The 16,323-nt window shown below is 73.6% G+C and carries 20 protein-coding genes and 1 pseudogene; 9 read left to right on the top strand and 12 right to left on the bottom strand.

Annotation, left to right across the window (positions count from 1 at the left end):
• Window positions 1-29: 29 nt before the first annotated feature.
• Window positions 30-743, bottom strand: a complete 714-nt coding sequence (locus OG505_RS07625) for a hypothetical protein (protein WP_405432058.1) — start codon at window positions 741-743, stop codon at window positions 30-32.
• Window positions 744-1,180: 437 nt separating this feature from the next.
• Between OG505_RS07625 and OG505_RS07630 the strand changes: the two genes are divergently transcribed.
• Both OG505_RS07630 and OG505_RS07635 read left to right on the top strand, forming a co-directional pair.
• The gene (locus OG505_RS07630; protein WP_405432060.1) at window positions 1,181-1,555 is read left to right on the top strand and encodes a cupin domain-containing protein; all 375 of its coding nucleotides are present in this window, start codon (window positions 1,181-1,183) and stop codon (window positions 1,553-1,555) included.
• A gap of 18 nt (window positions 1,556-1,573) precedes the next feature.
• The gene (locus OG505_RS07635) at window positions 1,574-1,882 is read left to right on the top strand and encodes a hypothetical protein (protein ID WP_405432062.1); all 309 of its coding nucleotides are present in this window, start codon (window positions 1,574-1,576) and stop codon (window positions 1,880-1,882) included.
• Window positions 1,883-1,900: 18 nt separating this feature from the next.
• Here OG505_RS07635 and OG505_RS07640 read toward each other — a convergent pair whose 3' ends face one another.
• On the bottom strand, window positions 1,901-2,026 hold the full coding sequence (locus OG505_RS07640) for a hypothetical protein (RefSeq protein WP_405432063.1): 126 nt from the start codon (window positions 2,024-2,026) through the stop codon (window positions 1,901-1,903).
• 62 nt (window positions 2,027-2,088) lie between these two features.
• Here OG505_RS07640 and OG505_RS07645 point away from each other — a divergent pair, with 62 nt between their 5' ends.
• Both OG505_RS07645 and OG505_RS07650 read left to right on the top strand, forming a co-directional pair.
• Complete coding sequence (locus OG505_RS07645) at window positions 2,089-2,709, top strand: hypothetical protein (RefSeq protein ID WP_405432064.1); 621 nt, start codon at window positions 2,089-2,091, stop codon at window positions 2,707-2,709.
• Window positions 2,710-2,809: 100 nt separating this feature from the next.
• Window positions 2,810-3,280, top strand: a complete 471-nt coding sequence (locus tag OG505_RS07650; protein ID WP_405432065.1) for a molybdenum cofactor biosysynthesis protein — start codon at window positions 2,810-2,812, stop codon at window positions 3,278-3,280.
• A gap of 23 nt (window positions 3,281-3,303) precedes the next feature.
• Here the strand turns inward: OG505_RS07650 and OG505_RS07655 are convergent, their stop codons facing one another.
• Entirely contained in the window at window positions 3,304-3,681 is a 378-nt protein-coding gene (locus OG505_RS07655) for a nuclear transport factor 2 family protein (protein ID WP_405432066.1), read from the bottom strand.
• Between the two features lie 191 nt (window positions 3,682-3,872).
• On the opposite strand from OG505_RS07655, the gene OG505_RS07660 reads away from it, so the two are divergent.
• Window positions 3,873-5,417 (top strand): PP2C family protein-serine/threonine phosphatase, encoded by a 1,545-nt coding sequence (locus OG505_RS07660; protein ID WP_405432068.1) that lies wholly within the window; start codon window positions 3,873-3,875, stop codon window positions 5,415-5,417.
• A 10-nt stretch (window positions 5,418-5,427) separates the two neighbouring features.
• On the opposite strand, the gene OG505_RS07665 is transcribed toward OG505_RS07660, so the two are convergent.
• The 3 genes and pseudogenes from OG505_RS07665 to OG505_RS07675 all read right to left on the bottom strand — a co-directional run.
• The gene (locus OG505_RS07665) at window positions 5,428-5,853 is read right to left on the bottom strand and encodes an ATP-binding protein (RefSeq protein ID WP_405432069.1); all 426 of its coding nucleotides are present in this window, start codon (window positions 5,851-5,853) and stop codon (window positions 5,428-5,430) included.
• Window positions 5,853-6,185: an STAS domain-containing protein gene (locus OG505_RS07670; protein WP_405432071.1), complete on the bottom strand. Its 333-nt coding sequence runs from the start codon at window positions 6,183-6,185 to the stop codon at window positions 5,853-5,855. The genes OG505_RS07665 and OG505_RS07670 overlap by 1 nt, the downstream gene beginning before the upstream one ends.
• A gap of 337 nt (window positions 6,186-6,522) precedes the next feature.
• Window positions 6,523-6,609 (bottom strand): annotated as a pseudogene (locus OG505_RS07675) (SAM-dependent methyltransferase); the annotation flags it as partial.
• A gap of 91 nt (window positions 6,610-6,700) precedes the next feature.
• Between OG505_RS07675 and OG505_RS07680 the strand changes: the two are divergent.
• Entirely contained in the window at window positions 6,701-7,087 is a 387-nt protein-coding gene (locus OG505_RS07680) for a DUF2267 domain-containing protein (RefSeq protein WP_405432072.1), read from the top strand.
• A 91-nt stretch (window positions 7,088-7,178) separates the two neighbouring features.
• Here OG505_RS07680 and OG505_RS07685 read toward each other — a convergent pair whose 3' ends face one another.
• From OG505_RS07685 to OG505_RS07695, 3 genes are all read right to left on the bottom strand, one after another.
• Complete coding sequence (locus OG505_RS07685; RefSeq protein ID WP_405432073.1) at window positions 7,179-7,589, bottom strand: RICIN domain-containing protein; 411 nt, start codon at window positions 7,587-7,589, stop codon at window positions 7,179-7,181.
• Complete coding sequence (locus OG505_RS07690) at window positions 7,586-7,855, bottom strand: hypothetical protein (protein ID WP_405432074.1); 270 nt, start codon at window positions 7,853-7,855, stop codon at window positions 7,586-7,588. The genes OG505_RS07685 and OG505_RS07690 overlap by 4 nt, the downstream gene beginning before the upstream one ends.
• A gap of 250 nt (window positions 7,856-8,105) precedes the next feature.
• The gene (locus tag OG505_RS07695; RefSeq protein ID WP_405432075.1) at window positions 8,106-8,921 is read right to left on the bottom strand and encodes a copper resistance protein CopC; all 816 of its coding nucleotides are present in this window, start codon (window positions 8,919-8,921) and stop codon (window positions 8,106-8,108) included.
• 101 nt (window positions 8,922-9,022) lie between these two features.
• Between OG505_RS07695 and OG505_RS07700 the strand changes: the two genes are divergently transcribed.
• The 3 genes from OG505_RS07700 to OG505_RS07710 are packed head-to-tail and all read left to right on the top strand — an operon-like array spanning window position 9,023 to window position 11,722.
• Complete coding sequence (locus OG505_RS07700) at window positions 9,023-9,499, top strand: hypothetical protein (protein WP_405432076.1); 477 nt, start codon at window positions 9,023-9,025, stop codon at window positions 9,497-9,499.
• Window positions 9,500-9,504: 5 nt separating this feature from the next.
• Window positions 9,505-10,899: a hypothetical protein gene (locus tag OG505_RS07705; protein WP_405432077.1), complete on the top strand. Its 1,395-nt coding sequence runs from the start codon at window positions 9,505-9,507 to the stop codon at window positions 10,897-10,899.
• Between the two features lie 49 nt (window positions 10,900-10,948).
• On the top strand, window positions 10,949-11,722 hold the full coding sequence (locus OG505_RS07710) for a nucleotidyltransferase domain-containing protein (RefSeq protein ID WP_405432079.1): 774 nt from the start codon (window positions 10,949-10,951) through the stop codon (window positions 11,720-11,722).
• 130 nt (window positions 11,723-11,852) lie between these two features.
• On the opposite strand, the gene OG505_RS07715 is transcribed toward OG505_RS07710, so the two are convergent.
• The 3 genes from OG505_RS07715 to OG505_RS07725 all read right to left on the bottom strand — a co-directional run bounded on the left by OG505_RS07715 (window position 11,853) and on the right by OG505_RS07725 (window position 16,280).
• The gene (locus OG505_RS07715; protein ID WP_405432081.1) at window positions 11,853-12,629 is read right to left on the bottom strand and encodes a methyltransferase domain-containing protein; all 777 of its coding nucleotides are present in this window, start codon (window positions 12,627-12,629) and stop codon (window positions 11,853-11,855) included.
• Between the two features lie 153 nt (window positions 12,630-12,782).
• Window positions 12,783-14,507: a hypothetical protein gene (locus tag OG505_RS07720; protein WP_405432082.1), complete on the bottom strand. Its 1,725-nt coding sequence runs from the start codon at window positions 14,505-14,507 to the stop codon at window positions 12,783-12,785.
• Window positions 14,508-14,717: 210 nt separating this feature from the next.
• On the bottom strand, window positions 14,718-16,280 hold the full coding sequence (locus OG505_RS07725; protein WP_405432083.1) for an FAD-dependent oxidoreductase: 1,563 nt from the start codon (window positions 16,278-16,280) through the stop codon (window positions 14,718-14,720).
• Between the last annotated feature and the right edge of the window lie 43 nt (window positions 16,281-16,323).

The following is a 16,323-nucleotide window of genomic DNA, read 5'->3' on the forward strand; positions in this document are numbered from 1 at the left end:
GAGTACCCGTACCCGTCGACAGCCCAGCGTCAGGCGCCCGTGGCGTCCCACACCACGACGTGGACGACGAACGCCTGATCCACCCGGGTGGTGGTGATGGTGGCGAACCCCATCCGCCCCTCCGAGGTACGGAAGCAGAAGTCGGCGCCGGGCGTGAACGAGGCCCGCGCCGACCCGGTGCCCGACGCGACGCAGCCCGCGTACGTCTGGACGGGGTTGCCGCCGGAGTACGGGTAGACGTTCGGCGCGTTGGCGACCTGGATGTTGTCCGAGCGCACCTGCCCCCAGTCGTGGTACAGGTCCAGCCCGTCGGTCGCCCCGTTCGAGTGGTTCGCGACGACCTGCTGATCGGGCCGGTCGACGTCGGTGGCCTGCCCCGCGGACGGCGTGGCGGGGCCGGTGGTCAGCGGGGGTGCGGCGGCCGACGTCCCCGTCGGGGAGCCGGCGGTGGGCGGTGCTGTCGACTGGCGGCTGAGCTGGGTCGCCACGACACCGCCGAGCAGCAGGCAGCCCAGCGCCAGCAGCGCGACCGCGAGGCGGGTCCGCCGGTACCACAGCCAGAACCCGGCGAGCAGCAGGACCGCGGTGAGGGTGAGGACGAACAGCAGCACGTCCCGGCGCAGCACGCTCTCCACAGCGGTCACCACACCGAGGACGTTGGCCGCCACGCCGATCACGGCGAGCGTCCGGATCCGATGATCGCCGCTGCCGCTCGTTGCGGACGGCGTCGTCGACTCTCCCAACGGGTTCCTCCACTGTGGATGTCGCGCCGGTCGCGCGGAAGCGGGCGGACGACGGGAAGCACCCGCCCTGACATGATCCCATCGGCGCGCACGTGCGCCAGGTGCCGCACACCGCGAGGATGTGCGGGGACGAGTCGGCTATCCGACGGGCCGCGGCGTCGCCGCCGATCCCGAACGGACTGTTGCCCGTCGACGGTGGTTCCGGCGGTCGTGTGACTCCAGCTCGTCCCCGGGTGGCTGCTGCCCGGCGCGGCTCCGTACGGAGCCGACGGCGAGCCGGACACGCCGATCTCCACCGGAGAGCCCGTGTGTAGGTGGGCCCCTGGTCGGCCCGTTGTTCGGCATCTCGGCTCCGCCGGGCTTGGGAGCCTCCTATCCTCGAGGGATCTGCCAACCGGAGCGACCGCCGTTCGGATGACGGCTCACAGGAGGCCGTGATGAGTGGGAAAGATCGACCCGACGGCATCAGTCCGACAGCCGTGGAGGGTGCGCCCGGTCTGTGGCGTGTCGATCTCCAGAGACACGATCTCAGCATCGAGGGCCGTGAGGTCGTCCAGAGTCGGGTGGAGTTCACGCCGGACTCTCCGCCGTTCAAGCACTTCCATCCGGGCGAAGAGATCATCTGCGTACTACAGGGATCGCTGGAGTACACCCTCGAAGGCCAGCCACCGATGGTGTGCAACGTCGGTGACGCTCTCACCGTGCCGTACGGCGTCCACCACCAGGCACGCAACGTCGGCGACGGCGTCGCCGTCGAACTGGCCACCTACGTCGTCGAGAAGGGTAAACCGCTTCTCACCAAGGTGGAGTGACCTGCCGGGATCGGGTCAGTGGCGCGGGCCGGCCGCGTCGACGTGGCTGCGGCGACCGGCCGGGTCGAGGCGGGCGACCAGGTCGTCTGCTGCTGCTCGACGAGCCGACCGAGGGGCATCCAGCCGTCGGTGGTCGCGGAGATCCAGGAGCGGATCGTCGAGCTGACCCGGCAGCCCGGCTTCAGCGTGCTGCTCGTCGAGCAGCACCTGGGTTTCGCGCTGCGCGCGGCGAACCGCTACCACGTGCTGGAATCCGGCCGGGTCACCTCGGACGGCGACGGCGGCGTCACCGCGGAGCGGGAGGTCCGGGCGGCCCTGGCGGTCTGACCGCACCCCCGCTACCTCTCAGGTCGTCGGCGCGGGGCCGGTCGAGTCGCGGACGACCAGCAGGTGGCCGGTGGCGCGGCGGCGGGGCCGCGCCGAGCGGGGCTTGAGGGCGAGGGTGAGCGCGGTGCGGCCCATCTCGGTCATCGGCAGCCGGCGAGCTGTACCTCGTCGCCAAGGCCAACGGCACGATCTGGAAGGTGACCGGCATGAGGGAGTTCGCCAGCGGCGACGTCGGCGACACCACCGTGCGCCACACGTCGGGCGCCGCGAACTGGGCACCGGTGACGCCCGCGAAGTGGCAGTTCACCCGCGACCAGGTCATCCTCGCCGAGGCCGGGGAGAGCCGGCCGGGCCCGCGTCGGCCCTTCGAGTACGCCGTGCTGACCGCCGGCCCGGCGTGGTCGTCGGTCCTCCTCGACGCTCGGGTACGACTCGACACTCCGGTGGAGATCAGCAACCGCGACGTGATCATCGTCTTTGGCTGGCGCTCGGACACCGAGTTCTACTACGCCCACCTCTCCACCGATAACACGATCTATCCGCACAACGGCATCTTCAAGGTCAACAACGCCGACCGGGAGCGCATCGACCACCAGTGGAACGGCCGCTCCCGTGGCGCCAACCCGGCGATCACCGACGCCGACTGGCACCGGGTACGCGTCGTGCACCTGCCGGCCACCGGCGAGATCGCCGTCTACGTCGACGGGCACCGGGACCCGCTGCTCACCGCGAAGGACACCACCTTCGGCTCGGGGCGGGTGGGCTTCGGCTCGTTCGACAACGTCGGCCGACTGCGCAACCTCACCATCACGGGCACACCGGCCTGAGACCCGCCGGGGACGGCGGCCACCGTGCCGTCGTCCCCGGCACCCCACCCCGTCGGCCGAGCCGGCCCGCAGGGCACGTCCGGTTCGTAGAATCCGTGCCATGCCGCAGATCGTCGAGTTGCTGGCCTCGCCCGTGCACCGCTTCCGGGGCCGGCCCGCCGACGGCCCGGCGCCGGCCCCGCCCGGCGAGCTGGTCGACACCGTTGCGCTCCGCGCCGGCCTCGGCATCGTCGGCGACCGCTACTTCGGCAAGCCGGCGCACCGCGACGCCAGCGTGACCGTGATCGCCCAGGAGTCCCTGCCGGCCGGCATCGGCCTCGCGCAGGTGCGGCGCAACATCCTCACCGCCGGCATCGCCGTGGACGAGCTGATCGGCCGGGTCCTGATCCTGGACTCCGGCGACGGCCCGGTCAGCCTGCGGGTGAACCGGGCGGCTCGCCCGTGCGCCTGGATGGACGTCACGGTCGGTCCGGGCGCCTGGAAGGCGCTGCGCACCACGGGCGGCATTCGCTGCACCCCGATCAACGACGGTTTGCTGCGCGTCGGCCCGATCGACGCCACCGTGAGCTGAGCGAAACAGCCCGGCCCGGCGGGTCAGACCGGGCTGATGTGTGCGGCGAGGATCCGCCAGCCGTGCGGATCGTCGTGGATCCAGGTCCGGGTGTAGCGCAGCCGCGCGGCGAACGGCTCACCGTTGAACACCCCGGCCACCCGGCCCAGGAAGAACGTCACACCGGTCCGTTCGACGACGAGCAGGTCCAGCTCCTCCTCGACCAGCTCCTCGATCACCGAGGTCCGGTCCCGGTGCGCGGCCAGGTCCTCGGCCTTGCCGTGCTGGCGGCCGTCGGGGCCGATCGCGATGAGCTGGTCGACCAGCAACTGATCGAGGGCCGCGACGTCACCGGCCCGCTGCGCGGCCTGCAGGGTGCGTTCGGCGTCGAGCAGCTCCGCCTCGCGTGCGCTGTCCGGCATGGCCGTCCTCCTGGTCTTCGTCGTCCGGCGCCACCGTCCGGACTGACCGCATTGTGACAGTCGGCACGCCTCGACGTGGGCGCATCGGCGCGGCGGCGCGTCTCGTCCCACCGTGGCTTCCACCCGGTCGGAGCGCCACCGCGATGCGCCGGCCGTGTGCCGTTCGCCGGTCGGTGACTAGGCTTCGTGCCATGGCGGACCACGGTGGTCCCGGCGCGCACGCCGCCGAAGCGACGCGGCCGGTCGAGGCGGTCGTCCGGGAGATCCTCGCGGTCGTCCCGGCCGGGTGTACGTGGCTGTTGCCCGTGCCCGACGACCACCGGGCGGTCGCCGACTTCCGGATCGCGGCCACCAGCGGCCAGAGCCACGACATCTACGGGCGGGGCGTCGACCGGGTGGGCGCCCGGCTCAGCGAGCTGTACCCCAGCATGGTCGGCGGCCCGCTCTGGCAGCTCTACCAGCAGGTCCTCGCCACCGGCTCGTCCGGCCGCCTGGCCGACTTCCGGTACGTGCAGAAGCGCACCGGCGTCGTCGCCGACTCGCTGTTCGACATCCACGTGCACCGCGTCCTCGGCGGCCTGCTGGTGTCCTGGCAACGCCTCGACGAGGACCGCCGGCGCATGGACCGCACCGAGCTGCTGGGCAGCCTCGGCTGGGCGGAGTACGACCTGGCCAGCGGGGTCAGCCAGTGGTCACCCGGGATGTACCGCATCTTCGAGCGTGATCCGTCGCTCGGCCCGCTGTCCCGCGCCGAACAGGCGGCCGCCCTGCTCCCCGACGACTACATGCTGCGCGAGACGGCGTGGCAGACGCTGGACAGCGGTGCCTCCTCGGACGTGACGGTCCGGTTCCAGGCCGCGGGCGCGGTCCGGTATCTGCGGATCCTCTCCGACGTCTCCCGCGACGCGAACGGCGCACCGCTGAAGATCCACGCTGTGGTGCAGGACGTGACCGCCCGGGTGGACTCCCGGACCGCCATCGAGCGACTCAGCGACCAGTTGCGGACCCGGGAGATGACCGCCCTCGCCGAGCACCGGCTGGCCGGGCAGTTGCAGAACCTCATCCAGCCGGTGCCCCGCGACCCGTTTCCGCTGGCCGGCCTGGAGGCGGTGGTCAACTATCTGCCCGCCGAGAGCGCGGCGCGGGTCGGCGGGGACTGGTACCACGCGCAGTCCCTGCCGGACGGAAAGGTCGTGCTCGCCGTCGGCGACGTCGCCGGTCACGGGCTGGACGCGGCGAGCGGAATGGCGCACCTGCGCTTCGCCCTGGTGGCCTGGCTGTCGATCGGCATCCGGGACCCGTCGGTGCTGCTGGGGCACCTCAACCGGCTCTGCGGGCAGCTCTCGATCACCGGAACCGCCGTGGTCGCGGTGTACGACCCGGCCACCCGGGTGCTCTGCTGGGGCCGCGCCGGGCACATGGTGCCGCTGCTGTCCCGCGCCGGCGAGACCGACCCGCTCGACCGCCCCCCGGGTCTGCTGCTGGGCGCCGGGGACGACGCGGCGTACCCGGTGCTCGCCCCGCGCCTGAGCCCCGGCGACCTCGTGCTGTTCTACACCGACGGGCTCATCGAGCGACGCGCGCCCGAGCAGGACCTGCTGCGGCAGGTGCGCGAAACCCTCTCGGCGCTCACCGCGACGCCGGGGGAGCAGCCCCTCGCTCGGCTGCGTGACCTGCTCAACCATCCCAGCCCGGACGACGACACGTGCACCCTGGCCGTGCGCGTGCTGCCCTGAGCCGCCGCGCTCAGAGCGCCAGCCGGATCCGGACCACGGTGCCCTCACTGGCGGCCAGCACGGCCACCTCGTCACAGATCTGCTCGACGATGGCCAGCCCGCGACCCCGTACCGCGTCGGCGGCCGGCATGGCCCGGCCGAGCGCCCGCGCCGGGCCCCGATCGACGACGTCGCAGAACAACTGGCCACCCTCGGCCCAGAGCCGGACCCGGCCACCGTCGGCGGTGTGCTGCAACGTGTTCGTGGCCAGCTCGCTGACCGCCAGCGCCAGCAGCTCCACCCGCTCGGCCGGCAGGCCCCGGGCGATGGCGCCGGCGCAGACGAACGCCCGCAGCGCCCGCAGGTCGGTCGCCACCTCGTACGCCATGGTGTCCGTCCGCAGGGCGGGCGAGGGCTGCTCGGCCACGGCGCGGGTCTCCCGCCGGTCGGCCGCCATCAGCCGGCCAGCCGTGAGTCGTCGGCGGGCGGGCGCAGCAGGTTGCCGATGCCGGTGATGTCGAGGACGGTCGCGACCGGGCCGACGGCGTTCACGGCGTACAGATGTCGGCCGCTCGCGCGGGCCTCCTGATGGGCGGTCACCAGGCCGTGCAGGCCGGTGGAGTCGAGGAACCGCAGCCCGCCGACGTCGACCACCACCACCGGCGCGGCGCGCACTGCCGCGGACAGCACGCCCGTCAGCTCAGCCTGGGCGGCCAGGTCACACTCACCGGTCAGCGTGACCACGATCCGCCCGGGTGCCGTGGACGTGCGGGCCTCGAAGTGCGCCATCAGACAGCAGCACCCTTCCTCGTAGCGTCAGCTGTTGTCGGCACATCATGTCATCTGCCGGCCGACTGACCACGTCGTCCGTTCGGCGGGTGATCACGGGAAGCCGTCCGGTCCGCTTCCGAGGCACGACGACGGGACGCGGAGCGTCGGGCACGGGTCGGCATTCGCCCTTCGAGGGGGTCAGGGCGGTGAGCGCCCGGCCGAGCCCTCGCGAGCAACCGGTGACGAGCCAGACTCGTGGCACGACGTCTGCTCCGCATGGGCGGCTCGGTCGCTACGGGCGGATGTCCAGGGCGCCGATCAGGCCGTCGCGCAGGGTGCACCGGTAGCGCAGCTCGATCGGGTGGGTGTTGTCGGCGGTCGGCAGCCCGGTGCCGACGTCGAGGAACTGGCGGATCCCCGTCCCACCGGCGAGGAAGCGCACCAAAACGGACGTCCGCACCCTGGGGCGCACCCGGGTTTGCCGCCGGTGGACCCGGGTAGCCACGCGTCTCGGCAACGGAAAGGGCGGGACCATGGCCGATCTGGCGTTCGTCGACAAGGTCGCGGCACGGGCGGGCATCCCGCCCGCGCAGGCACGCCCGCTGACCGAGGCCGTGCTGCGGACGCTCACCGAGCGCCTCAGCGGCGGCGAGGCCGCCGCGCTCGCTCCGCACCTGGCCGCCGAGTTGAGCCCCCTGCTGGTCAAGGCCGCCGAGCCGCCGGAAGCCTTCGGGTACGACGAGTTCCTGCGCCGCGTCGCCGACCGCGCCGGGACGGACCGGCCCGGCGCCGAACGGGGCGTACGGGCGGTCCTGGAGACCATGCACCGGGTCGTGGGGCACCGTGAGTTCTCCGACGCCCTGTCCCAACTCCCGGCGGACCTGCGCGCACTGGCCCAACCCCTGCCGCACGGCCCCTGATCGAAGCCGTGTCCCGTCGGGCTGGCCGACCAATGGACGGCGCGGAGCGCGGTCTGACCGGCCGGCGGCCAGACCGCGCCCCGAACGGGCGTCAGCCGGCGGTGATCACCCACTTCTGGTGCGCGCCACCGGTGTACGTGCCGATCTGGATCTGGGTGCCGTCGGCGGTGCCGCCACCGGCGGCCTGCAACACCTTGCCCGACTGCGGGTTGCGGATCGACCCGTCGGACTGCGGTTGCCACACCTGCGAGCCGGTGCCGTTGCAGGTCCACAACTGCACCTTCGTGCCGTCGGCGGTGCCGGCGTTGTTCACGTCGAGACACTTGCCACCGATGCCGATGATGCTGCCCGCGCCGCTGGCGGCGCTGCCGTACACCTCCAACTCGTAGATGCGCGCCGCGGTGTCACTGGTGCTGGTCGGCGCGGTGACGGCCAGCCGGACGTAGCGGGCGCCGGGCGCGGTGACGTCGTGCGTCGTGGTGCTCGCCGTGTTGCCGGTCACCGTGGCCCGGGTGGTCCAGCTCGTGCCGTCGGGGCTGGACGCGATCGTGAAGTCCCGGGTGTTCCAGGCGGCGTCGTCGGGGTCTGCGCGGGCTTGAGCGTGCAGATCTCGGAGAGCGGCACCTGGACGTCGTAGACGCGCAGAGTGACGCCCGGTTCCTGCTCGGGGGCGGCGTCGGCCGGGTCGGCCCAGAAGCCGACGGCGAGGACGAGCGCGAGCGCGCCCAGGACGGGACTGCGGAATCGGCGCAGCAGCGGTGTGCCCATCGTTCCTCCACAGAGGATAGGAGTGACCGACGGCCGGCGTGCAGCGATGTGAGGCGGTGGCCGCCGGCCCGGTCCGTAACGCCCTCGACGCCGACGAGTGACGATCCGGAAACACCGGGTTGATGGGTCGAGACATTAAGGGGTTTCGATCGAACTGTCCATGCCTTTGCATCGATACACCAAAAGTTCCCGATGTTCGTGCGAAAGGTCGCGGTGCTTGTCCTCGAATGCCCGGAGATGCCCGTCCGTGTTAGCGGCGGCCGCGACGAGCCGGCCGGCGAGGGTTCGTCCCGCCTCGCGGACGCGACGCTGCGCCGCGCGGACGGGCGGTGCCGCCGGACGGGCGTTGCGCCGGCCGGCGGCGGGCAGCCACGACGATGATCGTGCCGACGACCAGCACGACGGCGGCGGGCACCACCCAGGGCGGAAGCCCTCCCGCCGGTGGGGACGCCGACGGCGCGGCCGCGGGGGTGGCGTCCGCAGGAAGTGTCGCCGCCGGCACGGCGGAGACCGACGGGGTGCCCTCGGCCTGGGCGAGGAGGGCGGGCTCGGGACCGTTCGTCGGTGCCGTCCAGCCGGCCGGGGCAGGCGTGCTCGGGCCCTGGTAGTCGAAGGTGACGGTGCCCCGCACCGCCTCGCCGTCCGAGGCGACCGTGAGGTAGCTGGCGGTGTAGCGGCCCTTCGCCGGCCAGTGCGCGACGGTCACCATGGCGGGAAAGCCGGTGTGGTAAAGCCGCGGCTCGAAGGTGCCGTTGACCATGAAGTACTCCTGGACTGGCTTGTCCAGGCGCTTCGGCTCGCCGTACGACCAGCCGCTGTCCACCCGGGACCCGTTCGGCCCGGTGAGGGTGAAGTGCGCGTTGGAGGCCGGCTTTTCGGTGAAGTACAACCCGATCTGGGCCAGCGGCTTGCGGACGACGGTGCCGGTCAGCGGCGTGGAGGTCGCCAACTGCCCGTGCGCCGACGCCGGGGCGGCGGGCAGCGCCAGCGACACCACCAGCAGCGCCGCCAGCACCGCGACGGTACGGCACACAACGTGACAGACAGTGACCAGCCTCGATCGCATTCGTTTATCATGGTCATTTCCCCACCGCCGAACAAGACGTAGAGTTCACCCTCCGACGATCAGCTCGACACCCCGTCCCCCCGCGTCGTTCGGAGTCACCCGTGCACGTCCGCGCCCCCGGTGCCCGCCGCACCGCCGTCCCCGCCGCCCTCCTCGCCACCGGCCTGCTCAGCGCCCTGCTCACCGCCGGCTGCGGGCAGGACGACGACCCGTCGGTGGCCGCACCCTCGACGCCGGCCACGTCGGCCGCCGCACCGACCTCCTCCGCGCCCGCCTCGGCGGGCAGTCCCACTCCCGCCGCCAGCACGCCCGCGGTCGACCGGGAGATCACCGTGACCGTCGCCAAACGACGGGTCAGCCCGCCCACCGGCCGGGTGACCGTGACCAAGGGTCAACTGGTCCGGATCACGGTCACCTCGGACGTGGCCGACGAACTGCACGTGCACGGCTACGACCTGGGGGCCCGACTGCCGGCCGGCACGCCCGGCTCGGTGGAGTTCCGGGCCGAGAAGACCGGGCTGTTCGAGGTGGAGACGCACGAGACCGAGCTGGTGCTGTTCCAGCTCGTCGTCCGCTGAGCGGGATGTCCGCCGCTCCCGCGCTGCTGGCGCACGGCGTCGGCGGCCGCCAGGACCTGCCGATCACGCTGCCCGAACTCGTCGTCGCCGCCGCCCTGACCCTGGTCGTCACGTTCGTCGCCCTGGGCCTGCTCTGGCGCGAGCCACGCCTCGACCGGGACGCCGCCGGTGGCCGGCCGGTGCCCGACCGGCTGGCCGGCCTCGTCGACGCCCCCGCGTTCCGGTGGACGCTGCGCGGACTGGGACTGCTCGCCGCCGGCTGGTTCTGCGTGGGCCTGCTCGCCGGGCCGGACACCCCGGACAATCCGACGGCCGGCGCGCTCTACGTGCTCCTCTGGGTCGGGCTGGTACCCGCCGCACTGCTGTTCGGTCCGGTCTGGCGGGCGGTCAACCCGCTGCGTACCGTGCACCTGCTCGTCGCCCGGGCGGCGCGGCGCGAGCCGGCGCGCGGCGTCCGGGAGCTGCCCACCGGCCTGGGCCTCTGGCCGGCGGCGCTCACCCTGTTCGGGTTCGTCTGGCTGGAGCTGGTCGCGCCGGACCGGGCCACCCTGCCGGTCATCACCGCGTGGCTGGCCGGGTACGCCGTGGTCATGCTGGGCGGCGCCGCGCTGTTCGGCGCGGGCTGGTTCGACCGGGCCGACCCGTTCGAGGTCTACAGCGCGCTCGTCGGCCAGCTCGCCCCGATCGGCAGGGCCGCCGACGGTGTGCTGGTGTGGCGCAACCCGCTCGACGGGATCGCCGGACTGCGGCCCCGTCCCGGGCTCGTCGCCGTGGTGATCGTGCTGCTCGGCTCGACCATGTTCGACAGCCTCTCCAACGCGCCGGTGTGGCTGCGCTTCTCCCAGGAGAACGGCCTGCCCCCGGCGGTCACCGGCAGCGCCGGACTGGTCGTGGTCATCGGCGTCGTCGCCGTGGCGTACCTCCTCGCCACCGGCGCCGCCGCCCGCGTCGGCCGTGTCACACCGTTCAACGCCGTGGAGCCGCCAAACGCCGTGGGGCCGGCCGACGCCGCGGGCGGTGCCGAGTCGCCGCGGGTGCCGCGCGAACTCGCGCACTCGATCGTGCCGATCGCCGTGGGCTACGTGGTGGCGCACTACTACTCGCTGCTGATCCTGGAGGGTCAACGCACCGTCGCCCTGCTGTCCGACCCACGCGACACCGGGGCGGACTGGTTCGGCACGGCGGGCTGGCAACCGCACACCGGGTTGGTCACCCCGTCCGGGGTGGCCAATCTCCAGATCACCGTCATCATCGTCGGGCACCTGCTCGGCACGCTGCTCGCCCACGACCGCGCCCTGTACCTGTTCCCCCGGGCGCGGGCGGTGGCCGGTCAGCTCCCGCTGCTGGCGCTGATGGTCGCGTACACCGTCGCCGGCCTGCTGCTGCTCTACGCCGGTTAGGTCGCCGGCCCGGTACCGACGCGCCCGCGCCCACGGGTGAGGATGGGGCGTGGACTCTGCTCTTCGGCACTACCTCGACGACCTCGTGGACACCGCCCGGGACGTGCTCGGCGCAGACCTCGTCGGCGCGTACGCGGCCGGTTCGGTGGGACTCGGCGCGTACCAGGCTGGCCGGAGCGACGCGGACGTGGCGCTGGTCTGCGCCGGTCCGCTGACCGAGGCAGCCAAGCGGACGCTGGTGGCACGGCTGCGACACGAGGCGCTGCCCTGCCCGGCGCGCGGGCTGGAACTGGTCGTGTACCAGCGTGCCGTGGCCGCGGCCGGCAGCCCCGAGCCCGGCTTCGAGGTCGAGCTGAACACCGGGCGCGCGATGCCGTTCCGCCGTACCCTTGACCCGGCGGACCGCCCGAGCGCCGACGGCCGGTTCTGGTACGGGCTGGACCGCAGCATTCTGCACCAGAGCGGGATGGCGCTGCTCGGGCCGCCGGCGGCGGAGGTCTTCGCCGACCTCACCCCGGCCGACCTGAGCCGCCTGCTGATCGAGGCGCTGACCTGGTGGCTGGCCCTGCCGACGCCACCGGGCGACCGGCCCGCGCCCGGCGCGGAGGACGCGGTGCTCGGCGCCTGCCGCTCGCTGGTGCGCCACCGCGACGGTGAGTGGCTGTCCAAGGTGGCCGCCGGCCGGCGGCTCGTCGACACCGGCGACCCGGATGAGGTGATCCGCCGGGCGATCGCCGCGCGCCACGGTGGGCCACCGCCCACGGGAGCCCAGGCGCATGCCTTCCAGGAGCGGGTACGCGCCGAGATCGCCGCCCACCGCTGACATCTGCTCGGCGGCGTCGCCGGGCCAGCTCAGCTCAGCGCACCGGGCGGGACTTCAGCGACGCGAAGAGCAGGTTGTCGTGCCCGACGACGGGGGCGACGCCGAGTCGGGACCGGTCCGCCGCGCGGCGTCAGGCTTCGGCCGTGACCAGGTACAGGGTGAACCCCGCCAGCAGGGGACCGTCCGTGAGACGTCGCAGCCACGGCTGAACGTCCGCGTGGGTGAGCTCGCCGGCCGCCACGGCGCGGGCCGAATTGCGCCGCAGCCCCAGAATCCGGTCCGCCGTGTCGAAGTCCTGAAAGACGACGGCGATCGCCTCGACCGATCGCACCCGCAGGCCAGTCTGCGCCGACAGCCGGACCAGATCCCGCCCGATCGTCGCGTTCCGTACCCGCCCCGCGACGAAGCGGGCGAAGCGGCGGCTCGTCCGCACGTCCTCGTCGGCGACCGCGAGGGTGTCCCAGTCCGGCTCGGCCAGCGCGAGCACACCACCTGGGCGCAGCACCCGACGAACCTCCCTCAGCACCGTCGCGGGATCCGCGACGTGCATGAGGACCCGGTCGATCCTGGCCCGGTCCATGCTGGTGTCGTTCAGCGGAAGTGCGTGCGCGTCGCCCGCGCGCAGGTCGATCGTCGGCCGGTCGGCCAGCCGCCGACCAGCCTCCGCGAGCATCCGCGCGTCACGGTCGACTCCGACAACCCGGCCGCCGGCCTGGACGGCGTCGGCCAGCCGCCCGAGATCGGTCCCCGGGCCGCAGCCGATGTCCACCACGGCGTGCCCCGGCCGCAGGCCGAGGGCGTCGAGGGCACGCCTCTTGTAGTCGCGTCCGACCGCGGTGGCCGCGGCCGTGTCGAGGTACGCGATCTGGTCGGCGGCGGTGGGCGTCGCACTCGTGCGGTGGCTCATCGGCCCATCCAAACAGCGGATTGTGGGCGTATCGCGAACACGGCGCGCAGATTCGGTGTAGGCCACCGTCGTCGACGGTTCGGCCCGGCCGCGCCGAACCGCGAGCTCGGGCCCCGCGCCTCTGCCCGGGGCCCGGGTCAACGGACGGCGAGGTCAGTGCCGGGCGGTGCCGTTGTCGCTGACCGGCTGCCCGAAGGCCAGGAACGGTACGGGCGTCGGGGCCTCGGGCCGCGTGAAGATCCGCTCGGCGTCGTTGGCGGTCATCCCCGACGTGGCCGTCCGATCGGCCGGCTCGACCGGGTACCGCATGGGCGGCCGACCGGGCCGCTCACCATCGGCGTGCTCGGCCTCGGCGTGTGCACCACCGGTGTGCTCGTCACCGGCGTGCTCAGCCTCGGCCTGCTCGCCACCGGCGTGCGTGGCGTCGGCGTGCCTGACCTCGGCATGCTCGACGTCGGCCCGGGTCTGGTCGGCCCGGACGTCGTCGGCATCGGCCGGGTGTGCGTCGGCCCGGTCGGAGTTCGCGCGGTCGGCCTCGGCGCGGTCGCCCGCGGGCCGGTCCACGGGGAGCAGATCGACATTCGTGCGGGACGGGTGCGATCGGGAACCGACCATCGGGTACTCGGCGGTCTCCGTGCCGCCGGCGGCGGCGGCCATCACGGCGGCGGCGGCCAGGTCCGCCACCCGCTTCGCCTCGCGCTGCACCCGGGCGCGGACCTCCTTGGCGTGCCGCTCGGCGGAATCACCGGCCCGCCGGGCCTCGTCCAGCCGGGCCGCCTCGGCGGTCAGGTCCCGGCGCACCTCGCCCAACCGCTGCTGGACGCGGGACAGCTCGTTCTCCAGGGTCTCGCCCTCCTGGCGGACCTCCGCGAGCTGCTGCTGGGCGGTCTGCAACTCGGCGTGCAGCTGGTCCGACTCCTGCCGGCGCTCCTCGATCTCCTGCTGGAGCGCGGTCAGCTGCTCCTGCTGGCTGGCCGCCTGCTCGTCGGCCCGGTTACGCAGCTCGGTCACGTGCTGCTGCGCCTCGGCCAGCAGCGCGGCGATCTGCTCCTCGGTGGAGCTGCGCTGCTCGGCCAGCTCCTCCGCCGCCGCAGCCTGCAACTCGACGATCTCCTGCTCGGCGGCGCTGCGTCGCTCGGCGACCTCGCGCTCCACCCCGGCCTGCCACTGGGCCATCTCCTGCTGGTTCTTGGCCCGGGCGGCCTGGACCTCCTGCTGAATCTGGGTGCGGGCCGACTTCATGAGGGCATCGGCGGCGACCCGGGTCTGGTTGAGCTGCTGCGCGCTCTGTTCGGTGATGCGCTTCGCCTCGTGCTGGGCGCGCTCGTGCGCGGCCTCGCCGTCGGCGCGCAACTGCTCGGCGCGCTCCCGGATCGCGGTCAGCTCGGCCTCGGCCACGGCACGCCGCTCCTCGTACGCCTGCTCCTGCTCGGTGCGCCGCGCGGCCAGCTCCTCCGACAGGTCCTGGCGTGCCTGCGCGGCCCGCTCGCGGGTGTCGGCGAGGATCCGCTCGGCCTCGGTGCGCAGCTCGTTGGCCCGGTCGCTGGCCGACTCGGTGATGAGGGCGGCCTGCTTCTCGGCGAGGGTCAGGATCTCGCCCACCATCGGGCCCAGATCCTGGAACGAGGCGCGGTCCACCTGCACCGGCTGCTCCTGCAGCTCGGCCAGCTCGGCGCGCAGCCGCTGCACCTCGGCGGTCAGCTCACGAACCCGCACCGCGGAGCGTCCGTGCTCGCCGCTGAGCATCGCGATCTGGCCGTCGAGCTGCTCCAGGTGTCGGTCCACCTGGCGTTTGTCGTAGCCGCGCAGGGTGAGCTCGAAGCTCGGCCGCGAGGCCGCGTCGTCGCGTGCTGCGAGCGGCTCAGCGCCGATGGACATGCACCATCCTCCGTACGATCGGGGCGTCAGGGCCGGCGGTCAACCGCCCCTGCGGGCCGTGAGTGTGGCGCAACGCTACCGCCGAGCCCACCCCGGTGCGAAGGCCCGTCCCGCCTCCGCTCCACACGGTGCCCGATCGTGAAGCCGCGGTGCCCAAAAGGCCCTGATCCGCGGCTCTTGTCATTCACCGCGACTCCACGATCGACCGGTTCAGCGGCGGCGAGCCAGCAGGACCGCGTCGTGGTGGACGACGTCCTGCGGCCCGGGACGGGGGCGGGTCTCGGTGACGAGCACGTCCCACCGGGTCGGGTCCAGCGAGGCGGCCACGTCCTCGGCGGTGTACATCATGTCGGGCATGTGCATCCGGTGCCCCGACGTCCACAGGTCCGACGGGTGGTGCCCGACGATCAGCAGCACGCCGCCCGGGGCCACCGCGTCGGCCAGCCGGGCGAACAACTCCCGCCGCTGCGTCGGGGGCAAATGCATGAACTGCGCCGACACCAGGTCGTACGCCTCCTCGGCGGGCGGCTTGTCGCGCAGGTCGGCGTGCGTGAACTCGATCCGGTCAGCCACCCCGGCCGTCTCGGCGTGCTCGACGGCCCGGGTCAGCGCGGTGGTCGAGATGTCCACCGCGGTCACCCGCCAGCCGCGCTCGGCTAGCCAGACCGCGTCGGCGCCCTCGCCGCTGCCCACGTCCAGCGCCCGCCCCGGGGCCAGATCAGCGGCCTCGGCGACCAGTTGTGGGTTCGGGCGCCCACTCCAGACGGCCGGCTTGGCCTGGTACCGCTCCTCCCACGCCGGCTCCTCGAAGGTGGTGGCCACCAACTGCCGGTACGCGGTCACCGCGTCGCGGGTGTCCTCGGCGATGAGGTCGGCGTTGATCGCCGCCGCGGCGGTGAGGCCGGCGGCGGCGGACGTGATGACCTGGCCACGCAGGTCGGCGACGTTACCGGCCACCCAGACCCCCGGCACGGTCGTCGCCCCGGTCGCGTCGGCCGGGATCTGGGTGCCGATCACGTGCCCACCCATCGTCACCTCCTCCGGTGCCAGGCCCAGCCCCACCAGCAGGTCGGCGCGGGGCGCCGTGCGGGTCGCGACCACGACCACGTCGAGCGCCACCACCCGGCCGTCGGCGAGCCGTACGCCGTTCAGCGCGTCCCCGCTCACCTCCAGCGCGGCGACCGGGCCGGGCACCACCGCGATGCCCCGGGCGGCCAGCCGCTCGGCCGTCTCCTCGTCCGGGGTCGGGGCGTCGTGCAGCAGGAGCAGCACGTCGGAGGTCCACTGCCGCCACATCTCGGCCTGGTGCACGGACATCGGCCCGGTCGCCAGCACGCCGACCCGCCGGTCCCGCGCCTCCCAGCCGTGGCAGTACGGGCAGTGCAGCACGTCACGGCCCCACCGCTGCGCCATTCCGGGCACGTCGGGCAGCTCGTCGGTGAGGCCGGTGGCCACCAGCAGGCGGCGGGCCCGCACCGAATTTCCGTCGGCGAGGGCGAGCCGGAAGGCGTCGTCGTCGCGGGTCGCGGCCTGGACCCGGCCGGCGCGGAACTGCCCGCCGTACCCGGCCACCTCGGCGCGTCCGGCCGCGAGCAGCTCGCCCGGCGGCGTCCCCTCCCGGCCCAGGTAGTTGTGCACGTGGTCGGCCGGCGCGTTGCGCGGCTCGCCGGAGTCGATCACCAGCACCGACCGCCGGGCCCGGCTCAGCGCCAGGGCCCCGCTGAGCCCGGCCGCGCCGCCGCCCACCACCACCACGTCGTATGTCTCGTCCACCGGAATGTCCCCCTACTTGTCGGCTGAGCCCACCATCCGCCGC

Origin of the sequence: Micromonospora sp. NBC_00617 (assembly GCF_045161355.1) — a bacterium.
Classification (GTDB): Bacteria; Actinomycetota; Actinomycetes; order Mycobacteriales; family Micromonosporaceae; genus Micromonospora.